Annotated in this window: 14 protein-coding genes; all 14 read left to right on the forward strand. The window is 68.2% G+C overall.

Annotated elements, in window-relative coordinates; genetic code table 11:
* Positions 1-8: 8 nt before the first annotated feature.
* The 14 genes from ACFVVM_RS22155 (at position 9) to fadD32 (ending at position 18517) form a co-directional block, all read left to right on the forward strand.
* Positions 9-839: a hypothetical protein gene (locus ACFVVM_RS22155; protein ID WP_387621309.1), complete on the forward strand. Its 831-nt coding sequence runs from the start codon at positions 9-11 to the stop codon at positions 837-839.
* A 132-nt stretch (positions 840-971) separates the two neighbouring features.
* On the forward strand, positions 972-2210 hold the full coding sequence (glf, locus tag ACFVVM_RS22160; protein ID WP_387621312.1) for a UDP-galactopyranose mutase: 1239 nt from the start codon (positions 972-974) through the stop codon (positions 2208-2210).
* Positions 2207-4135, forward strand: coding sequence for a glycosyltransferase (locus tag ACFVVM_RS22165; RefSeq protein WP_387621314.1), 1929 nt, complete (start codon positions 2207-2209; stop codon positions 4133-4135). The genes glf and ACFVVM_RS22165 overlap by 4 nt, the downstream gene beginning before the upstream one ends.
* 86 nt (positions 4136-4221) lie before the next feature.
* On the forward strand, positions 4222-4728 hold the full coding sequence (locus tag ACFVVM_RS22170) for a phosphatase PAP2 family protein (RefSeq protein WP_071931072.1): 507 nt from the start codon (positions 4222-4224) through the stop codon (positions 4726-4728).
* 26 nt (positions 4729-4754) lie between these two features.
* Positions 4755-5687: a decaprenyl-phosphate phosphoribosyltransferase gene (locus ACFVVM_RS22175; RefSeq protein WP_387621318.1), complete on the forward strand. Its 933-nt coding sequence runs from the start codon at positions 4755-4757 to the stop codon at positions 5685-5687.
* Positions 5665-7608, forward strand: coding sequence for a flagellar motor control protein ZomB (zomB, locus tag ACFVVM_RS22180; RefSeq protein WP_387621321.1), 1944 nt, complete (start codon positions 5665-5667; stop codon positions 7606-7608). The genes ACFVVM_RS22175 and zomB overlap by 23 nt, the downstream gene beginning before the upstream one ends.
* Before the next feature lie 243 nt (positions 7609-7851).
* Positions 7852-8922: an alpha/beta hydrolase gene (locus tag ACFVVM_RS22185; RefSeq protein ID WP_387621323.1), complete on the forward strand. Its 1071-nt coding sequence runs from the start codon at positions 7852-7854 to the stop codon at positions 8920-8922.
* A gap of 296 nt (positions 8923-9218) precedes the next feature.
* Positions 9219-10283 carry an alpha/beta hydrolase gene (locus ACFVVM_RS22190; RefSeq protein ID WP_387621326.1) on the forward strand — a complete coding sequence of 355 codons (1065 nt, stop codon included), beginning with the start codon at positions 9219-9221 and terminating at the stop codon, positions 10281-10283.
* A 347-nt stretch (positions 10284-10630) separates the two neighbouring features.
* A complete protein-coding gene (locus ACFVVM_RS22195) occupies positions 10631-11620 on the forward strand; it encodes an alpha/beta hydrolase (protein WP_387621329.1) in 990 nt (329 codons plus the stop codon).
* A 187-nt stretch (positions 11621-11807) separates the two neighbouring features.
* The gene (locus ACFVVM_RS22200) at positions 11808-13610 is read left to right on the forward strand and encodes an alpha/beta hydrolase-fold protein (RefSeq protein WP_387621332.1); all 1803 of its coding nucleotides are present in this window, start codon (positions 11808-11810) and stop codon (positions 13608-13610) included.
* A 113-nt stretch (positions 13611-13723) separates the two neighbouring features.
* Positions 13724-14224, forward strand: coding sequence for a DUF732 domain-containing protein (locus ACFVVM_RS22205; RefSeq protein WP_387621335.1), 501 nt, complete (start codon positions 13724-13726; stop codon positions 14222-14224).
* Entirely contained in the window at positions 14218-15213 is a 996-nt protein-coding gene (locus ACFVVM_RS22210) for a cutinase family protein (RefSeq protein ID WP_387622312.1), read from the forward strand. The genes ACFVVM_RS22205 and ACFVVM_RS22210 overlap by 7 nt, the downstream gene beginning before the upstream one ends.
* A gap of 153 nt (positions 15214-15366) precedes the next feature.
* Positions 15367-16386 carry an LLM class F420-dependent oxidoreductase gene (locus ACFVVM_RS22215; RefSeq protein WP_387621338.1) on the forward strand — a complete coding sequence of 340 codons (1020 nt, stop codon included), beginning with the start codon at positions 15367-15369 and terminating at the stop codon, positions 16384-16386.
* A gap of 214 nt (positions 16387-16600) precedes the next feature.
* Positions 16601-18517: a long-chain-fatty-acid--AMP ligase FadD32 gene (gene fadD32 / locus ACFVVM_RS22220; protein ID WP_387621341.1), complete on the forward strand. Its 1917-nt coding sequence runs from the start codon at positions 16601-16603 to the stop codon at positions 18515-18517.
* The last annotated feature ends 29 nt before the right edge of the window (positions 18518-18546 follow it).

The raw sequence follows: 18546 nt of genomic DNA on the forward strand, positions 1-18546 counted from the left end.
GGAGATCGATGGGGTACCCGTACGGCCCACAGCAGGGTCACGACCCGTACGCGGGACAGGGTTACGCGCAGCCGGGTAATGGCCCCGCTCCCTACGACGCGCCCGCTTACGCCGCGCAGCCCTACGCCGCGCCCGACCACGGCGCACCGGCTCACGCCGCACCCGCCTATGGCGCGCAGCCCTATGCCGCGCCCGGCTACGGGACACCGGCTCACGCTGCACCCGGCTACGGGACACCGGATTACGGCGCGCCCGGCTACGGCGCATCGGCTCACGGCGCGCTCGGCTACGGGGTACCGGCTCATGCCGCGCCCGGCTACGGCGCATCGGCTCACGCCGTGCCCGCCTACGGGGCGCCACCTCACGGCTATGGCACGCCGGGTCATGGGCAGCCGCAGGTCAGCGGTGGTACCGCGATCGCCGCAGCCGTGATCGGTCTGGTGTTGTCCCTGCTCGGTGGGCTGTCCACGGCGATGACCGCCTCCGCCATGGAACACCTCGACGGGCGGATGGCCGGCAACGCCGAGGTTCAGCTGCTCATGTCCGGAGGATTCAGCGCGGCGATGTTCCTCGGCTCGATCCTGCTGTTCTGCCGCAAGGCAGGCGGCCGCGTGCTCGTGATCGTCGCGTCCGTGCTCGCGCTGGTGTTCAACATGGTCGGCATCGTCCTCGCGGTGGAAAGCAGATCTCGCTTCGACGTCGAAGTGAACATGGCTCCGATCATCGCCACCAGTGTGATCGGCGGCGGTATCGCCATGCTGGTGCTGTGCCTGGCCGCTGCCAAGTCCACTGATCGCTGGATCGAAGCGGGCCGCCGAAGCCCCTACCCGTACCGCTGACCCGACCGGTCGAGCGGGCGTGGCAGGGGCGCGGCGCACTCATTGGACCGAGCCGGTCCAATAGAGCCAGGTCAGCGCCCGGTAGGTGACTCCACCGGGACAATCCGCGGTCTTCCGATACGCTGGGCTCCCGTGACCGCCGCATCGTCCTCGGGTAACTCCGTCAACGCAGCTTCTTCCGCCCCGGCCAACCAGTACGACCTGATCGTGGTCGGCTCCGGTTTCTTCGGCCTGACCGTCGCCGAGCGTGCCGCGAACCTGCTTGGCAAGCGGGTGCTGGTGATCGACCGCCGCTACCACCTGGGTGGCAACGCCTACTCCGAGCCCGAACCGGAAACCGGTATCGAGATCCACAAGTACGGCGCGCACCTGTTCCACACCTCGAACAAGAAGGTCTGGGACTACGTCACCCAGTTCACCGAGTTCACCGGCTACCAGCATCGCGTGTTCGCGCTGCACAAGGGGCAGGCCTACCAGTTCCCGATGGGGCTCGGCCTGATCTCGCAGTTCTTCGGCCGCTACTTCACCCCCGACGAGGCACGGGCGCTCATCGCCGAGCAGGCCGCCGAGGTCGAGACCGGTGACGCGCAGAACCTCGAGGAGAAGGCGATCTCGCTGATCGGCCGTCCCCTCTACGAGGCGTTCGTGCGCGACTACACCGCCAAGCAGTGGCAGACCGACCCGCGTGAACTGCCCGCGGGCAACATCACCCGCCTGCCGGTGCGCTACACCTTCGACAACCGCTACTTCAACGACACCTACGAGGGCCTGCCCAAGGAGGGGTACACGAAGTGGCTGGAGAACATGGCCGCCTCCGAGCTCATCGAGGTGCGCCTGAACACCGACTGGTTCGACGTGCGTGACGAGGTCCGCGCGGCCAGCCCGGACGCGCCGGTCGTCTACACCGGCCCGCTGGACCACTACTTCGACTACGCCGAGGGCGAGCTGGGCTGGCGCACCATCGACTTCGAGACCGAAGTCCTCGACACCGGCGACTTCCAGGGCACCTCGGTGATGAACTACAACGACGCCGACGCCCCGTACACCCGCATCATCGAGCCGCGCCACTTCCACCCCGAGCGCGACTACCCGGCCGACAAGACGGTCATCATGCGCGAGTTCTCCCGCTTCGCGCAGACCGGCGACGAGCCGTACTACCCGATCAACACCCCCGAGGACCGCGCCAAGCTGCTCGCCTACCGCGAGCGCGCCAAGCAGGAGACCGCCGAGAACAAGGTGCTCTTCGGCGGGCGCCTGGGCACCTACCAGTACCTGGACATGCACATGGCGATCGGTTCGGCGCTGAGCATGTTCGAGAACGTGCTGCGCCCGCATCTGGAATCCGGCGCGGCTCTGGTGGACGAGGCGTGAGCGCGCAGCCGGTGCTCGCCGACGTGACCACGCCAACCCGCGCCAAGTCGCTGCTGCAGCGCGTGATCCTGCCGCGCCCGGGCGAACCGCTGGACGTGCGGACCCTCTACCTGGAGGAATCCACCACCAACGCCCGCCGCGCGCACGCCACCAGCCGGACCGCGCTCTCGATCGGCGCCGAGTCCGAGGTGTCGTTCTGCACCTACTTCAACGCACTGCCCGCCAGCTACTGGCGACGCTGGAGCGTGCTGAACTCGGTGGTGCTGCGCCTGGAACTGGCCGGGCACGGCCGGGTCGACGTCTACCGTTCCAAGGCCGACGGTTCGCGAATCCACGTGCAGGGCAAGGAGTTCGCCGTCGCCTCCGGCGCGGACTCGGTGTTCGTCGAGTTCGAGACCGATCTCGGCCCGTTCGAGGACGGCGGCTGGATCTGGTTCGACATCACTACCGACACGGCCGTGACGCTGCTGGCCGGCGGCTACTACGCCCCGCAGGAAGCGCCGGGCACCGGCACCATCGCGGTCGGCATGCCGACGTTCAACCGTCCCACCGACGCGGTGAAAACCCTTGGCGCCCTTGGTGCCGACCCGCTGGTGCTGGAGAAGATCGCCGCGGTGATCATCCCCGACCAGGGCACCCGCAAGGTCGTCGACGAGCCCGGATTCGCCGAGGCCGCCGCGGTTCTCGGTGATCGGCTCAGCATCCACAACCAGCCCAACCTCGGTGGTTCCGGCGGCTACAGCCGGGTCATGTACGAGGCACTGAAGTCGACCGATGCCGAATTCATCGCCTACATGGACGACGACATCGAGATCGAGCCCGACTCGATCCTGCGCGCCCTGGCCTTCTCCCGTTTCGCGAAGTCGCCGCTGCTGGTCGGCGGACAGATGCTCAACCTGCAGGAGCGCTCGCACCTGCACGTGATGGGCGAGGTCGTCGACCGCAGCATCTTCATGTGGAGTGCCGCGCCGAACGTCGAGTACGACCACGATTTCTCCAAGTACCCGCTCAAGGACCGCGACAACTCCAAGCTGCTGCACCGGCGCATCGACGTCGACTTCAACGGCTGGTGGACCTGCGTGATCCCGCGCCAGGTGGCCGAGGAGATCGGGCAGCCGCTGCCGCTGTTCCTCAAGTGGGACGACGCCGAATACGGCCTGCGCGCCCGCGTCGCCGGCTATCCCACGGTGACCCTGCCCGGCGCGGCGGTCTGGCACATGGCCTGGTCCGACAAGGACGACGCCATCGACTGGCAGGCCTACTTCCACCTGCGCAACCGCCTGGTCGTGGCCTCCCTGCACCTGCCCGGTGACGGCAAGCCGATGATCGTGAACACGGTCAAGGCCACCCTCAAGCACCTGCTGTGCCTGGAGTACTCCACGGTCGCCATCCAGAACGAGGCGATCCGCGACTTCCTGGCCGGTCCGGAAGGGCTGTTCGACCTGCTGCCGACCGCGCTGGGCAAGATCCACGCGATGCGCAAGCAGTACCCGGACGCCGTGGTCGTGCCGTCCTCGACCGAACTGCCGCTGGCCAGCCGCAACGGCGTCGGCGCGGTCGGCGAGCCGGGCAATCCGCTCGCCAAGGTCGCGCGCCTGGCCAAGGGCGTGGTGCACAACTTCCGCAAGGCCGACCCGGTCGCGCACGAGACGCCGCAGCTGAACGTGCCGACGCTGGACGCGCGCTGGTTCCTGCTCTCCCAGGTCGACGGCGTCACCGTGACGACCGCCGACGGCCGCGGTGTCGTCTACCGCAAGCGCGATCCGCGCAAGGCCGCCGAGCTGCTCAAGGAAGCGCTGCGCCTGCGCAAGGAACTCACCACCCGCTTCCCGGAGATGCAGCAGCGCTACCGGGCCGCGCACGCCGAGCTCACCAGCACGGCCGCGTGGGAGAAGGTCTTCAGCCAGACAGGAACCGAGAAGTGAACGCGATCAACCCGGAACTGCCCGAGCTGGACCTGCTCGACGAGGGCTGCGGCGGCGACTGCGCCTGCAGCGGCGAGTACGAAGAGGTGCCGGTCGAGGTCGCGATCCTCAACGCGGTGCAGGGCACCATCGGCACCAACCCGGCCGTGGTCTCGGCCGCGCGCGGCATGTCGCACTTCGGTGAGCACGCGCTGGGCTGGGTCGGCATCGCGGCGGCGGGCTGGCTGGTCGACAAGCCGCGCAGGCGGCAGTGGGCCGGTGTCGCGGTCGGCGCGGTCGGCGCGCACGCGGCCTCGATCGTGATCAAGCGGATCGTCCGGCGTCCGCGCCCGAACGATCCGTCGGTGCAGGTCAACGTGTCGACGCCGAGCAAGCTGAGTTTTCCGTCCTCGCACGCCACGTCCACCACCGCGGCGGCGGTGTTGCTCGGTAGATTGACCGGGCTACCCTTGCCTGCGGTGCTCGTCCCGCCGATGCTGCTGTCCCGGGTCGTGCTCGGGGTGCACTACCCTTCCGACGTGCTCGCCGGTTCCGCACTGGGGGCCGCGTCGGCAGCCGCCGTGCTCGCCGCCGAAAAGAGACTCCGACCTTGACCGCAACCGAAAGAACCTTGGCTGAGATGAGCGAAGAACCGTCCGCCGCCGTCCTGGACGAGGCTGTTGTGAAGGGCCCGCCGAAGACGCTGCTCGGCGGTGTCGTCAAGGCCATCCGCCCACGTCAGTGGGTCAAGAACGTGCTCGTGCTCGCGGCGCCGCTCGCCGTGGGCCCGGAGGCGATCAGCGACGGTGGCGTGCTCGTGCACGTCGCGATCGCGTTCGTGGTGTTCTGCATGGCGGCCTCGGGCATCTACCTGGTCAACGACTCGCTCGATGTCGAGGCCGACCGGGCGCACCCGACCAAGCGGTTCCGGCCGATCGCGGCGGGCGTCGTGCCCGTCAACCTGGCTTACGGTCTCGCCTCGATCCTGCTGATCGGCTCGATCGCCGCGTCGTTCCTGGCGTCCTGGCATCTGGCCGTGGTGATGGCGATCTACATCGCCATCCAGCTGGCCTACTGCCTCGGCCTCAAGCACCAGGCCGTGCTCGACATCTGCATCGTGTCCTCGGGCTTCCTGCTGCGCGCCGTCGCCGGTGGCGCGGCCGCCGACATCGTGCTCTCGCAGTGGTTCCTGCTGATCATGGCGTTCGGTTCGCTGTTCATGGCGGCGGGCAAGCGCTACGCCGAACTGCAGATCGCGCTGGAGACCGGCGCGAAGATCCGCAAGTCGCTGCAGTACTACACGCCGACCTATCTGCGCTTCATCTGGACCCTCGCCGCCACCGCGGTCGTGGTCTTCTACGGGCTCTGGGCCTTCCAGCAGGACTCGGCACGCGACACCCAGTGGTACTCGCTGTCGATGATCCCGTTTACCATCGCAATCCTGCGTTACGCGGTCGACGTCGACGGTGGCGAGGCCGGTGAACCCGAAGAGATCGCGCTGGGGGACCGCATCCTGCAGTTCCTCGCTATTGCCTGGATCGGAGCGGTAGGTGTCGCTGTCTATCTCACCTGACGAGATCGTGGTAGCGGAGCAGGAGTCAACCGAATACGAGCGGCTACGCGGCGAGGAATCGGCGCGTCCGGCCGCGCGTTTCACCGTCCTGTCCCGCGCCACCCTCGTGGGTGGGATCGTGCTCACCGTCGTGCTGTTCACGATCGGCGCGTGGCAGCGGCGCTGGATCGCCGACGACGGCCTCATCGTGCTGCGCACGGTGCGCAACCTGCTCGCGGGCAACGGCCCGGTGTTCAACATGGACGAGCGGGTCGAAGCCAACACCAGTACCGCGTGGACGTATGTGGTCTGGTTCTTCAGCTGGCTCACCCAGGCGCGGCTCGAGTACGTGGTGCTCGGCGTCGCGCTGACGGCCTCGGTGCTCGCGGTCGTGTTCGCGATGCTCGGCACCGCGCGGCTGTGGGGCGGTACCACCGGTCAGCTGCTCATCCCGGCGGGCGTGCTCGTCTACATCGCACTGCCGCCCGCCCGCGACTACGCCACCTCCGGGCTGGAGAGCGGGCTGGTCATCTGCTGGGTCGGGCTGCTGTGGTGGCTGATGATCCGGTGGAGCCAGGCCGCGGTGGTCAAGGTGCCGGGCCTGCTCGGGCTCGCCTTCCTCGCCGGTCTCGCCCCGCTGGTCCGGCCCGAGGCCGCGCTGATCGGTGTGGCGGCCCTGGCCATGATGTTCCTGGCCCCGATGCCGCAGTTCCGGTTCGGCCCGATCGTGCTGCGCGCGCTGATCGTGTTCGTCGCCGGGATCGTGCCGATCGCCTACCAGATCTGGCGGATGGGCTACTACGGCCTGCCCTACCCGAACACCGCGGTCGCCAAGGACGCGGGCGGGGCCAAGTGGGGGCAGGGCCTCACCTACCTGTGGGACCTGGTCGGACCGTACTACCTGTGGGTGCCGCTGCTGGTGCTGCTGGTCGCCGGGCTCGTCGTCGCGGTGACGCGCGGGTTCCTGGTCCGGCCGCAGTGGTCGGTGGCGGCGCTGCGTGGCTGGCTGCGCTCGCCCAGCGCGGTCGTGGTGATGGTGCTGGCCAGCGGGTTCCTGCTCACCGTGTACGCGGTCCGCGTCGGCGGCGATTTCATGCACGGGCGCATGCTGCTGACTCAGCTGTTCCTGCTGCTGCTCCCGGTGGCCGTGGTGCCGATCCGGTTGCCGCAGGGCGGGCTGCGCGCGTTCACCAAGGCGGACTGGTCGTTCGCCGTGCTGCTGTTCGCGCTGCTCGGGACCGCGGGCTGGTCGCTGTACGCGGCGAGCACCACCGCGATCACCACCGGCACCAAGATCAGTTCCTCCGGCATCGTCGACGAGCGCATCTACTACGTGCTCAACACCGGCAAGGATCACCCGATCCGGGCCGAGGACTACCTCGACTACCCGCGCATGCGGGCGATGCTCAACGACATCGCCGCCAATCCCAACGGCGGCCTGCTGCTGAACTCGCCCTCGTTCACGTTCTGGTACCTCGACCCGCCGCCGGAGCCCATCCCCGAGGAGGGCGCTGGGCACACGGTGTTCTTCCTGAACCTGGGCATGACGAGCATGAACGTGCCGCTGAGCGTGCGGGTGATCGACCCGATGGGCCTGGCCTACCCGCTGGCCGCGCATTCGGACCGGCTCGAGGACGGCCGCATCGGCCACGACAAGAGCCTCTACCCGGACTGGGTGGTCGTCGACACGGGCATGGTCGACCTGCACCCGTGGATGCCCTGGTACATGGACGAGGAGTGGGTCACCCAGGCCCGCACGGCCATGGCGTGCCCCGAGACGCAGGCGCTGTTGATCTCCACCCGCGACCCGCTGACCCTCGATCGGTTCAAGCACAACCTGCGCAACGCGTTCGGTTTCGCGAAATACCGGATCGACCGTGTTCCGAAGTACGAGATCCAGCGGTGTGGGCTGGTGGACCCGTTCCCCGAACCGCCGCGCTGAATCTGTCTCTTTGCGTCACACTGGACCCACCGAGTACCCGGTGACCCAGTGGTTACACCCGTTGGCCAGGCGTTTCGCAGTGGCGTATACCGCTAAATCACTTTTCGGTAACGCCAGGCTATCGATGTAGCGATATGGTCAACGAGAACCTCGCCCGTCGGCGCACTGGTGTGCCGGATGTCAGTCGGCGGCATTTGCAACCGCGGTTCCGCGCGAACCGCACGAGGAAAGGCCCAAAACAGAATGCGTGGCGGACGTCTGAGAACCAGGGGAGCCGGCTGGCTCAAGCGGGCAGCACTGGTTTCGTTGGCGGTTGTGCTGCCGCTGGGAGCATCGGTGGCCGGCCCTGCCGGTACCGCGTCGGCGGCTTTCAACCCGGATGGTTTCGATTTCTGGGTCGACTCCGAGATGGGCCCGATCAAGTCGCGGATCTTCCGCGCCGCGGACGGCAACACCGGTCGCGTGGTCTACGCGCTCGACGGTATGCGCGCCCGTGACGATCTCAGCGGCTGGGAGATCGACACCGAGGTCGCCCGTGCGCTGACCGCGAACAACATCAATGTCGTGATGCCGGTCGGCGGCCAGTCCAGCTTCTACGCGGACTGGAACGCCCCGAGCAACTTCTTCGGCATCGATGCCGGTTCGGGCGGCAGCTCGACCGGTTCGGCGGCCACCGGTTCCGCGATGACCGGTTCGTCGATCGCCCCCGCCCAGGTGGCAGGCAAGAAGAACACCTACAAGTGGGAAAGCTTCCTGACCAACAACCTGCGCAACGCGCTGGCCCAGCGGCTTGGCTTCAACCCCAACCGCAACGGTGTGTTCGGTCTGTCGATGGGCGGCTCGGCCGCGCTGACGCTGGCCGCCTACCACCCGGATCAGTTCAGCTTCGCCGGTTCGTTCTCCGGCTACCTGAACATCTCCGCGCCGGGTATGCGTGAGGCCATGCGAGTCGCGATGGTCTCGGCCGGTGGCTTCAACATCGACGCGATGGCGCCGCCGTGGGGCCCGCAGTGGCTGCGGATGGACCCGTTCGTCTTCGCGCCGCGCCTGGTCGGCAACGGCACCCGCGTGTGGGTCTCGGCCGCCAGCGGTATCCCGGGCGCGGGTGACGTGTCCAACCCGATGGAGATCGTCCAGGGCGTGCCGCTCGAGCTGCTCGCCATGGTGAACAGCCGGGCCTTCCAGGTCCGGATGGCCACCCTCGGCGGCGGCAACGCGCACTTCGACTTCCCGATCACCGGCGTGCACAACTGGCGCAACTGGGAGACCGAAGTCCACCGCATGATCCCGGATCTCTCCGCGAACATCGGCTAGCTCGAACGCTCGACGAAAAACCGCCCGGTGCGCGACGCACCGGGCGGTTTTCTCGTTTTCGTCACGATCCGACCCAGAGCCGGTGACGAATCATGTCCGAGAAGTGACTGTGAGTTGTGCTCACGGTCACTTTCCAGCAACATGTAGTGCATTCGTCACCGATTGATACACAGTGAGCATGCGTCGAGGTTGAATCGTCCGTTTTGCCCTGGATTGATCCATCTCGACGCCCGATGAGGGATCCGACTGCGTAGCTCGGGATTTGCGCATTCGGTCTGCGAGAAAGGTCTGATCGAATGCGTACACTGCGCCGCAAGCGTGGGCCCGTGAAGGTCGCGGCACCGGGTTCCTGGGTGCGGCGCTGGGCCGCAGGCGTGTCCATGGCACTGCTGGTGCCGATCGGGACGGTCGTCACCGGTGGCATCGCCCCCGCGTCGGCGGCGTTCAATCCCGCCGCGTTCGACTTCTGGGTCGATTCGCCCGAGATGGGCCCGATCAAGTCCCGCGTTCTGCGCGCGCGCGACGGCAACACCCACCGCGTCGTCTACGTCCTCGACGGCCAGCGCGCGCCGGAGACGCTCAACGGCTGGGAGATCGAGACCGACATCCCCAACGCGCTCGCCGCGGCCAACATCAACGTGGTGATGCCGGTCGGCGGCATGTCCAGCTTCTACGCCGACTGGAACGCCCCGAGCGAGTTCTTCGGCATTCCGGGCGCGGGCCCCGGCGGCTCCGGCTCCGGTGCGGCCGACGCCTTCTCCGGCGGCCCCGGCAAGAGCTACCGCTACACCTGGGAATCGTTCCTCACCAACCATCTGCGCAACGCGCTGGCCGCCCGGCTCGGCTTCAACCCGAACCGCAACGGCGTCTTCGGCCTGTCGATGGGCGGCTCGGCCGCGCTGACCCTGGCCGCCTACCACCCGGACCAGTTCTCCTTCGCCGGCGCGTTCTCCGGCTACCTCAACATCTCCGCGCCCGGCATGCGCGAGGCCATCCGCATCGCCATGCTCGACGCGGGCGGCTACAACGTGGACTCGATGGCACCGCCGTGGGGCCCACAGTGGCTGCGGATGGACCCGTTCGTCTTCGCCCCCAACCTGGTCGGCAACAACACCCGGCTGTGGATAGCGGCCGCCTCGGGCCTGCCGAGCAATACCGACGGCCCGCACATGGGCACCGTCAACGGGATGGCGCTCGAGGCGCTCGCGCTGGCCAACACGCGGGCCTTCGAGGTCCGCATGGCCACCCTCGGCGCCCGCAATGTCCACTACTCGTTCCCGCCCTTCGGCATCCACGCCTGGAACAACTGGAATGACGAGGCGCTGCGGATGATTCCGGATTTGTCGAACAACATCGGCTAGTCCGGCTCGAGCAGGAAACGCCCGGCGCATTCCCGCGCCGGGCGTTTGTTTTCCGGCGCTCGCCGGGGTGAACCGGAGGTTCACGGCCGCTGAGCTCGGCCGATCGCCGCGACCGGCGCACCGATTTCGAGCGCCGAGTTCTGTTGGCCTTGCAAGTGATTCAGCCGTCGAATATTCTGCGGCGAGCGTAAGTGTGACCAGATCGTTGTTTCACCTGTTCGATCGGCCGGATTGTCGGGGTCCGGCCGGTGCGTCGAGACAAGACTGGCATGCCACAACAGCAGAAAGAGAGCGGAATTCACATGCGTTTCGGCAGGGCCACCGCGCCGAAGGGTGACCACTCGGGCATGTCCCGAGCAGTAGCACCTCGTGGTTGGCGTAATCGAATTCTAGCTGTCGGCGCAGCGGCCCTCGTGCTGCCGCTCGCCGCGGGGGCGGCCCCGACCGCATTCGCCGCCCCGGTGTCCGCACCGGTGCTGCGGGCGCCTGCGGGCGGGTACGAAGAGCTGATGGTGCCGTCGAAGATGGGCCCGGTGAAGGTCCAGGTGCAGTGGGCGCGCCACGGCGGTACCGCCGCGCTCTACCTGCTCGACGGCCTGCGGGCGCGCGACGACCGCAACGCCTGGTCGTTCGAGACCAACGCGCTCGAGCAGTTCGCCAACGACAACGTCACCCTGGTGATGCCGGTCGGTGGCCAGTCCAGCTGGTACGCCGACTGGACCTCGGCGAGCAACACCAACGGCCAGAAGACCACCTACAAGTGGGAGACCTTCCTGACCGAGGAGCTGCCCACCTTCCTCGAGGGCTACGGCGTCTCCCGCACCAACAACGCGGCGCTCGGCCTGTCGATGTCGGGCCCGGCGGCGCTGCGCCTCGCCGCGCTGCACCGCGATCAGTTCAAGCACGCGTCCTCGCTCTCGGGCCCGCTGAACTGGAACGCTCCCGGCATGCGTGAGGCCATCCGCGTGATGATGCTCGACGCGGGCCGTTTCAACGTCGACTCCATGGCCGCGCCGTGGAGCCCGGCGTGGCTGCGGATGGACCCGATGGTCTTCGCGCCCGAGCTGCGTGGTCTGCCGATGTACATCTCCGCGGCGAGTGGCCTGCCCGGTGAGCACGATCGTCCGGCCGGTCTCGGTGGCGCCTACAACACCGCCAACGCGATGGGCATCGAGGTCATCTCGATGGTGAGCACCAGGGCCTTCCAGTCCCGGCTCAACACCCTCGGCATCAACGCGGTCTACGACTTCCCGTCCAACGGCACCCACTCGTGGAAGTACTGGGAAGACCAGCTGTGGAAGGCGCGTCCGCACATCCTGAACGCACTGGGCGCCTGATAGTTTCCGCCCAGCAACACCGATAAGACCGGTCCACCCGCAGGGTGGGCCGGTCTTTTTGCTGTGCCCGGCTATCGCGTGTCTTCCCCGGTTATCGGTCCGCGCTGCGGTACAACTCATCGGTGAGGCTGGTCCCAGGGCGGGGATGAGGAGGTCGCGTGTGTTGAAACATCGTGTCCGAGCGCCGATGCGGCGAAGCCGGAAACTTGTCAGCATCGCGGCCATGACCGCCGCCCTGCTCGCACCGGCCGTCGCCGTTCCCGCCCAGGCCAACGCGGCCGCCGCCGGAGTCCAGCGGGTGGAATGGCTCTCCGATCGCCGGGTGGCGATGTGGGTGTTCTCGCCCGCCATGAACACCCCGATCCAGGTGCAGATGCTGCTGGCCAGGGACTGGAACTCCCAGCCCGACGCGAAGTTCCCCCTGCTGCTGATGCTGGACGGGCTGCGCGCCCAGGACGACGAGAACGGCTGGACCAAGGACGCCGACGCCGAGGTCTTCTACGCCGACAAGAACGTCAACGTGGTGCTGCCGGTCGGCGGCCAGGCCAGCTGGTACGCCGACTGGATCTCGCCCGACAACGGTTTCACCTACAAGTGGGAGACGTTCCTGACCAAGGAACTGATCCCGGTCCTCGAACGCGACTGGCGCACCTCGGATGTGCGTGGGGTGCAAGGGCTTTCGATGGGCGGTACGGCCGCGATGAATCTGGCGGGCCGCAATCCGGGCCTGATGAAGTACGCGGCGTCCTACTCGGGGCTGCTCACCACGACGACGCTCGGGATGCCGCAGGCGATCCAGTTCGCCAACAAGGACGCGGGCGGGTTCGACTCGGGCGCCATGTGGGGTCCGCCCGGTGGTCCGGAATGGGCCGCGCACGATCCGTACCTGCTGGCCGAGAAGCTGGAGGGCGTGAGCATGTACGTCTCCAGCGGCAGCGGCCTGGCCGGTACCCACGACCAGCTCAGCACGATGCCGCTGATCAGCGAGAACTGGGCGGGCACCGGTCTGGAGATCCTGGCCAGGATGTCCACCCAGAACTTCGTGGCCAAGCTGGAGAAGCTGTCGATTCCGGTGCAGGCCAACTACCGTCCGGCCGGTACCCACACCTGGCCGTACTGGGATTTCGAGATGCGTCAGTCCTGGAACCAGGCGGCCGCGGCGCTCGGCACCGATGCCGGTGGTGCGGAATGCACCGTCGGCGGGGCGATCGAGGCGGTCGCGACCGGGGCCGACTGGCTCGGCGGCTGCATGACCGCGGAATACCCCGCGGCTTCCGGCGTCGTGCAGGACTTCCGCAACGGGCGGGTCTTCCATTCCGCCGCGACCGGCGCGCACGCGGTGGCCGGGCGGATCGGCGGCACCTACGCCGGTGTCGGCGGACCCGATTCCCCGCTCGGCCTGCCGACCGGCGCCGAGCGCGGCCTGCCCGACAACCGCGGGCGGATGCAGACCTTCGAGCACGGCTCGATCTACTGGACCCCGGCCACCGGCGCGCAGGTGGTGCGCGGCGCGATCCTCGACGCCTGGGGCAAGCAGGGTTTCGAGGGCGGACCCGCGGGCTATCCGGTGGCCGCCGAGGCGCCGACGCCCAGCCGCGAGGGTTCGGTGCAGTCCTTCGAGCACGGCCCGATCTTCTACAGCGCCGCCACCGGCGCGCACCGGCTGGAGGGCTTCATCCTCGACAAGTACGCCGAACTCGGCTTCGAGAACAGCCCGCTGGGCTTCCCGGCCGCCGAGGAGGAGCCGTTGAAGGACTTCGGCCGGTACGCGAAGTTCGAGGGCGGCAACATCTACTGGAGTCCGCTCTCGGGCGCGTGGTCGGTGCGCAACGGCGCGCTCGCCGACGCCTGGGGCGCGCAGGGCTTCGAGAACGGCAGGCTCGGCTATCCGGTGAGCGACGAATTCACCGTCCCCGGCGGGACCCAGCAGAATTTTCAGACCGGGTTCATCGTGGTGCGAGGCGGCAAATCCGAAGTTCACGGGGTGTGAGCCCGGACTGAGAACTCTCTGAGCATCGTCGCGTGCAACGCGAAGTGGATGGTTGTCCGGCTAGCCTGGTCAGCGACCGCTTCCCTGACGAATGATCGAGGAAAGACATCTTCATGCATCGGATCCCTGGCAAGGTAGCCGGATCGGTCGCGGCCCTGGCTGCCGTCGCCCTGTTGTCGGCCTGTGGTGGCAACGACTCGACCGCGTCGCAGACGCCCACCCTCTCCTCGAGCGCCGCCGCCTCGACGACCTCGGCCGAGGTCATCACCCCGCCGTCGGAGGCCGATCCCACGCCGTCGCCGGATTCCTCGGTTCCCGAGCAGCCGCAGACCGCACCGGAGGGCCAGCCGACCCCGGCCGGGCCGGTCACGGGCAACGATCAGGCCTTCCTCGACGAGCTGAGCAAGAACGGGATCAACCCGGCCGATCCGTCGATCGCGCTGACCGCGGCGAGCTACATCTGCTCGACCCGCGCCACCGGCGCCAGTGACGCCGATATCGCCACCTTCGTCGCCGCGATGGCCGGAACCGATCCCGCCTTCGACGAGTCGAAGATGGATGTCAACAAGGCAGCCGAGATCTACATCGCCGCCGCGACCTCGACCTACTGCTAGTGAACGCCCGTCCGACGCGACGCGCCCGCAGGTTCTGGCCCGCGGGCTGTCTGACCGTGCTGGCACTGCTCGTGCTGGTCGTGATCGTCATCGTGCTGCTGTGGTACCTGCTGGCAGGCCGGTTGCGCGAGCCGGGGCCGACACCGCCCGGTCCGCCGCCGCCCACGTCGCAGTCGGCGGATTGTCCCGATGTGATGCTGCTCTCGATCCCGGGCACCTGGGAGTCGGCCAGCAACGACGATCCCTACAACCCGAACTCGAACCCGATCTCGCTGATGCTCAGCGTGAGCGGGCCGCTGCGCGCGCAGTTCCCCGACGACCGGCTCGAGGTGTACACGGTTCCGTACGTGGCTCAGTTCTCGAACCCGATCGCCCTGCCGCCGGACGGGCAGGCCTCCTACAACAACAGCCGCACCGAGGGCACCGCGCGGGCGACCGACATCCTGGCCCAGCGGCACCGCGAATGCCCGCTGACCACCTACGTGATCGCCGGGTTCTCCCAGGGCGCGGTGATCGCCGGTGACGTGGCCGCCCAGATCGGCGCGGGCAACGGCCCGGTGCCCGAGGACAAGGTGCTCGGCGTGACGGTGATCGCCGACGGCCGCCGCACCGCCGAGAACGGCCCCGGCCAGCCCACCGAGATCGGCGACCCGGTGCCCACCGGTCAGGGCGCCGAGGTGGCGCTCAAGGGCGTCAATGTCCCTGGCATCAGCATGACCGGCCCTCGCCCCGGTGGCTTCGGCACGCTGGCGCCGAAGGTGAACTCGATCTGCGCGCCCGGCGACATGATCTGCGACGCGCCGCGCGAGGCCCTCAATCCGGCCAACGCGCTGGGCAGTCTGGCCGCGCTCATCCGCTCGGCGGGCAACCCGGTGCACGCGCTCTACGCCACCAACACCGTCGACGGCAACGGCACCACGGCCACCCAGTGGACGGTGAACTGGGCGGCCGGACTCATCGAGGGCGCGCCACACCCGCCGCATTCCTGAGCCCCTCCTGGCGGAGTTGTCACAGTCACAGCGGGTGCGTGATTGCCACCGATCATGCCTCGCTGTGACATCCGCACTCCGATTCGCTCGCACGCTGTAAAGTGCGCTGGTGATCGAGCCCGCATACACCGCACAGCCAGGAGCGAAGAGTTCATGACCGAAGCTGCCGCACCCGTCGGTGAGTTGACCGCGCTGGGTACGCCGCTGCGTCCGTTCCGCTTCGGAGCGGCCGGAGAGGGCAACAAGCAGGAGGGCGGCGCTCGCAAGTTCGTGCAGACCGCGCAGCAGGCCGAGGAATACGGGTACGACACGTTCTTCGTCCCCGATCACCTGGGCGACCAGATCGGCCCGATCGCCGCGCTGGGCGCGCTCACCCAGGCCACCTCCACGATTCGCCTCGGCACCTCGGTGCTGGCGAACGGCCTGCGCCATCCCGTCGTGCTGGCCAAGGACCTGGCCACCATCGACGTGCTGTCCAAGGGCAGGCTCGAGGTCGGTGTCGGCGCGGGCTGGATCAAGGAGGAGTTCGACAACGCGGGGATCCCGTTCGAACGCCCCGGTGTCCGGCTGGAGAAGCTCGACGAGTCACTGACCATCCTGGACACGCTGCTGCGCGGCCAGGAGTGCAACTTCGAGGGCAAGCACTACCAGGTGCGCGGCATCAAGGGCACCCCCCGGCCGCGCCAGGGTCCGCGTCCGCCGCTGTGCACCGGCGGTGGCGGCCCGAAGATGCTGGCGCTGGCGGCCAAGCACGCCGACATCGTCTCCATCGTCCCGCAGACCACCAAGAACGGTAAGGGCCTGCTCTCGGGCATCACGCTCGAGAAGACGATCGAGAAGGTCAACATCGTCAAGGAGGCTGCCGGTGACCGGTTCGCCGACATCGAGCTGAACTGGGCCATCACCGCCATCGTCATCACCGACGACCGGGAGAAGACGGCGGAGATGGCGTTGAACGCGATCGCCCGCGGCCTGCACCCCGACCTCGAGGTCGACGTGGAGCTCACCGTCGAGCAGATCCTGAATTCGCCCTACATCGCGATCGGCACGTTCGAGGAGATCGCCGAACAGGTCAAGCGTGTGCGCGAACTCACGTCGATGTCGTATGTGGGCATCTTCCCCACCCAGATGGACGCTTTCGCGCCTGTCATTCCGCTGCTGCGGGAGGACTGAGCGGGGGTTCTCTGTAACATGACTCTGGTTTGAGAACATCTAGCCGATAGCGGTCTACCGCGCAGACCGCTCGAAAATCCGCCAGGTTGTCAGGACGCACGCTCGGCGTGGTCCGGCAGGCCGGTGGCGATAGCGAGTCGGGGCCTCACAGGTGTCAGCGCCGCAGTGCGTTGCGATGATTCACCGGTGTCCGGGCCTCGGAGGAGAAGAAGGAATGGAAGAGACTTTCGACGACTACCTGGACGAGACCGGGAACATCATCATTCCCGAGGGTCGGACCCTGGTCGATCACGTCGAGAAGCACACCCGTAACGATGCGAACACGCTCGCGTACCGCTACATCGACTACTCGCGGGAACGCGACGGCGAGGTGCACGAGCTGACCTGGCAGGAGTTCGGAGTTCGGCTGCGCGCGGTGGCCGCTCGCCTGCAACAGGTGACCAACCCGGGCGACCGGGTCGCGATCCTCGCGCCGCAGGGCCTGGACTACGTGATCTCCTTCTTCGCGGCGATCTACGCGGGCACCATCGCGGTGCCGCTGTTCGACCCGGACGAGCCGGGCCACACCGACCGGCTGCACGCCGTGCTCGGCGACTGCGAGCCCTCGGCGATCCTCACCGCGACCTCCTCGGCCGCCGGTGTCCGCCAGTTCTTCCGCTCGCTGCCCGCCGCGCAGCGCCCCCGGATCATCGCCGTCGACGCGATCCCCGACACCCTCGGTGATTCCTGGATCCGCCCCGACACCGCGATCGACGACATCGCCTACCTGCAGTACACCTCGGGCTCGACCCGGGTGCCCGCCGGCGTGGAGATCACCCACCGCGCGGTCGGCACCAACCTGCTGCAGATGGTCAAGGCGATCAACCTGGACTGGAACTCGCGCGGCGTCACCTGGCTGCCGCTGTTCCACGACATGGGCCTGCTGACGGTGATCCTGCCCGCGGTCGGCGGCCGCTACATCACCATCATGTCGCCGAGCGCGTTCGTGCGCCGCCCCTCGCGCTGGATCAACGAGCTGGCCGCGGTCTCCGACGGTGCGGGCACCTTCGCCGCGGCGCCGAACTTCGCGTTCGAGCACGCCGCCGCGCGTGGCCTGCCCAAGGCGGGCGAGTCGCTCGACCTGTCGAACGTGATCGGCCTGATCAACGGTTCCGAGCCGGTGACGGTGTCGTCGATGAAGAAGTTCAACGACGCGTTCGCCCCGTACGGCCTGCCCAAGACCGCCATCAAGCCCTGCTACGGCATGGCGGAGGCGACGCTGTTCGTCTCGGCGACGAAGTCCGACGACGAGGCCAAGGTCATCTACGTCGACCGGCACGAGCTGAACGCGGGCCGGATGGTGCGCGTCGACCCGTCGCACGAGAACGCCATCGCGCAGGTCGCCTGCGGTTACGTGGCGCTGTCGCAGTGGGCCACGATCATCGACGGCGAGACGGTCGAGTCGCCCGAGGGCGGCCGCGAGCTGCCCGACGGCCGGGTCGGCGAGATCTGGCTGCACGGCAACAACATGGGCATCGGCTACTGGGGCCGCCCGGACGAGTCGACCAAGGCGTTCCGCAACAAGGTCACCGAGCGGCTCGCCGAGGGCAGCCACGCCGAGGGCACCGATGCCGACGCCGACTGGCTGCGGACCGGCGACTACGGCGTGTTCTTCGACGGCGAGCTCTACATCACCGGTCGCGTCAAGGACCTGGTGATCGTCGACGGCCGCAACCACTACCCGCAGGATCTGGAGTTCTCCGCCCAGGAGTCGTCCAAGGCGCTGCGGCCCGGTTTCGTCGCCGCGTTCTCGGTGCCGGCCAACCAGCTGCCGCCGGAGGTCTTCGGCGCCGACAGCCATTCGGGCCTGAAGTTCGACGCCGACGATGCCTCCGAACAGCTGGTCATCGTGGGCGAGCGTGGTCCCGGCGCGGGCAAGGCCGATCCGGGCCCGATCGCCGACGCGGTGCGCGCGGCGGTCTCGCAGCGGCACGGCGTCACCGCTCGTGACATCCTGCTGGTGCCCGCGGGTTCGATTCCGCGGACCTCCAGCGGCAAGATCGCCCGGCGGGCCTGCAAGGCCGCCTACCTCGAGGGAACGCTGCGCGGTGGTTACACCCAGCAGGCTTTCCCCGATGCACCAGAAGAGTAATCGGCACACCGAGTAGGCGATGACGCCCG

This window comes from Nocardia sp. NPDC058176 (genome assembly GCF_042883805.1).
Lineage (GTDB): Bacteria > Actinomycetota > Actinomycetes > Mycobacteriales > Mycobacteriaceae > Nocardia.

What these genes read in the sequence shown, in the direction of transcription:
- ACFVVM_RS22155 (WP_387621309.1), top strand. Translation starts at nt 9, where the DNA reads ATGGGGTACCCGTACGGCCCACAGCAGGGTCACGACCCGTACGCGGGA.
- ACFVVM_RS22175 (WP_387621318.1), top strand. Translation starts at nt 4,755, where the DNA reads ATGAGCGAAGAACCGTCCGCCGCCGTCCTGGACGAGGCTGTTGTGAAG.
- ACFVVM_RS22185 (WP_387621323.1), top strand. Translation starts at nt 7,852, where the DNA reads ATGCGTGGCGGACGTCTGAGAACCAGGGGAGCCGGCTGGCTCAAGCGG.
- ACFVVM_RS22190 (WP_387621326.1), top strand. Translation starts at nt 9,219, where the DNA reads ATGCGTACACTGCGCCGCAAGCGTGGGCCCGTGAAGGTCGCGGCACCG.
- ACFVVM_RS22195 (WP_387621329.1), top strand. Translation starts at nt 10,631, where the DNA reads ATGTCCCGAGCAGTAGCACCTCGTGGTTGGCGTAATCGAATTCTAGCT.
- ACFVVM_RS22200 (WP_387621332.1), top strand. Translation starts at nt 11,808, where the DNA reads ATGCGGCGAAGCCGGAAACTTGTCAGCATCGCGGCCATGACCGCCGCC.
- ACFVVM_RS22205 (WP_387621335.1), top strand. Translation starts at nt 13,724, where the DNA reads ATGCATCGGATCCCTGGCAAGGTAGCCGGATCGGTCGCGGCCCTGGCT.
- ACFVVM_RS22215 (WP_387621338.1), top strand. Translation starts at nt 15,367, where the DNA reads ATGACCGAAGCTGCCGCACCCGTCGGTGAGTTGACCGCGCTGGGTACG.
- fadD32 (WP_387621341.1), top strand. Translation starts at nt 16,601, where the DNA reads ATGGAAGAGACTTTCGACGACTACCTGGACGAGACCGGGAACATCATC.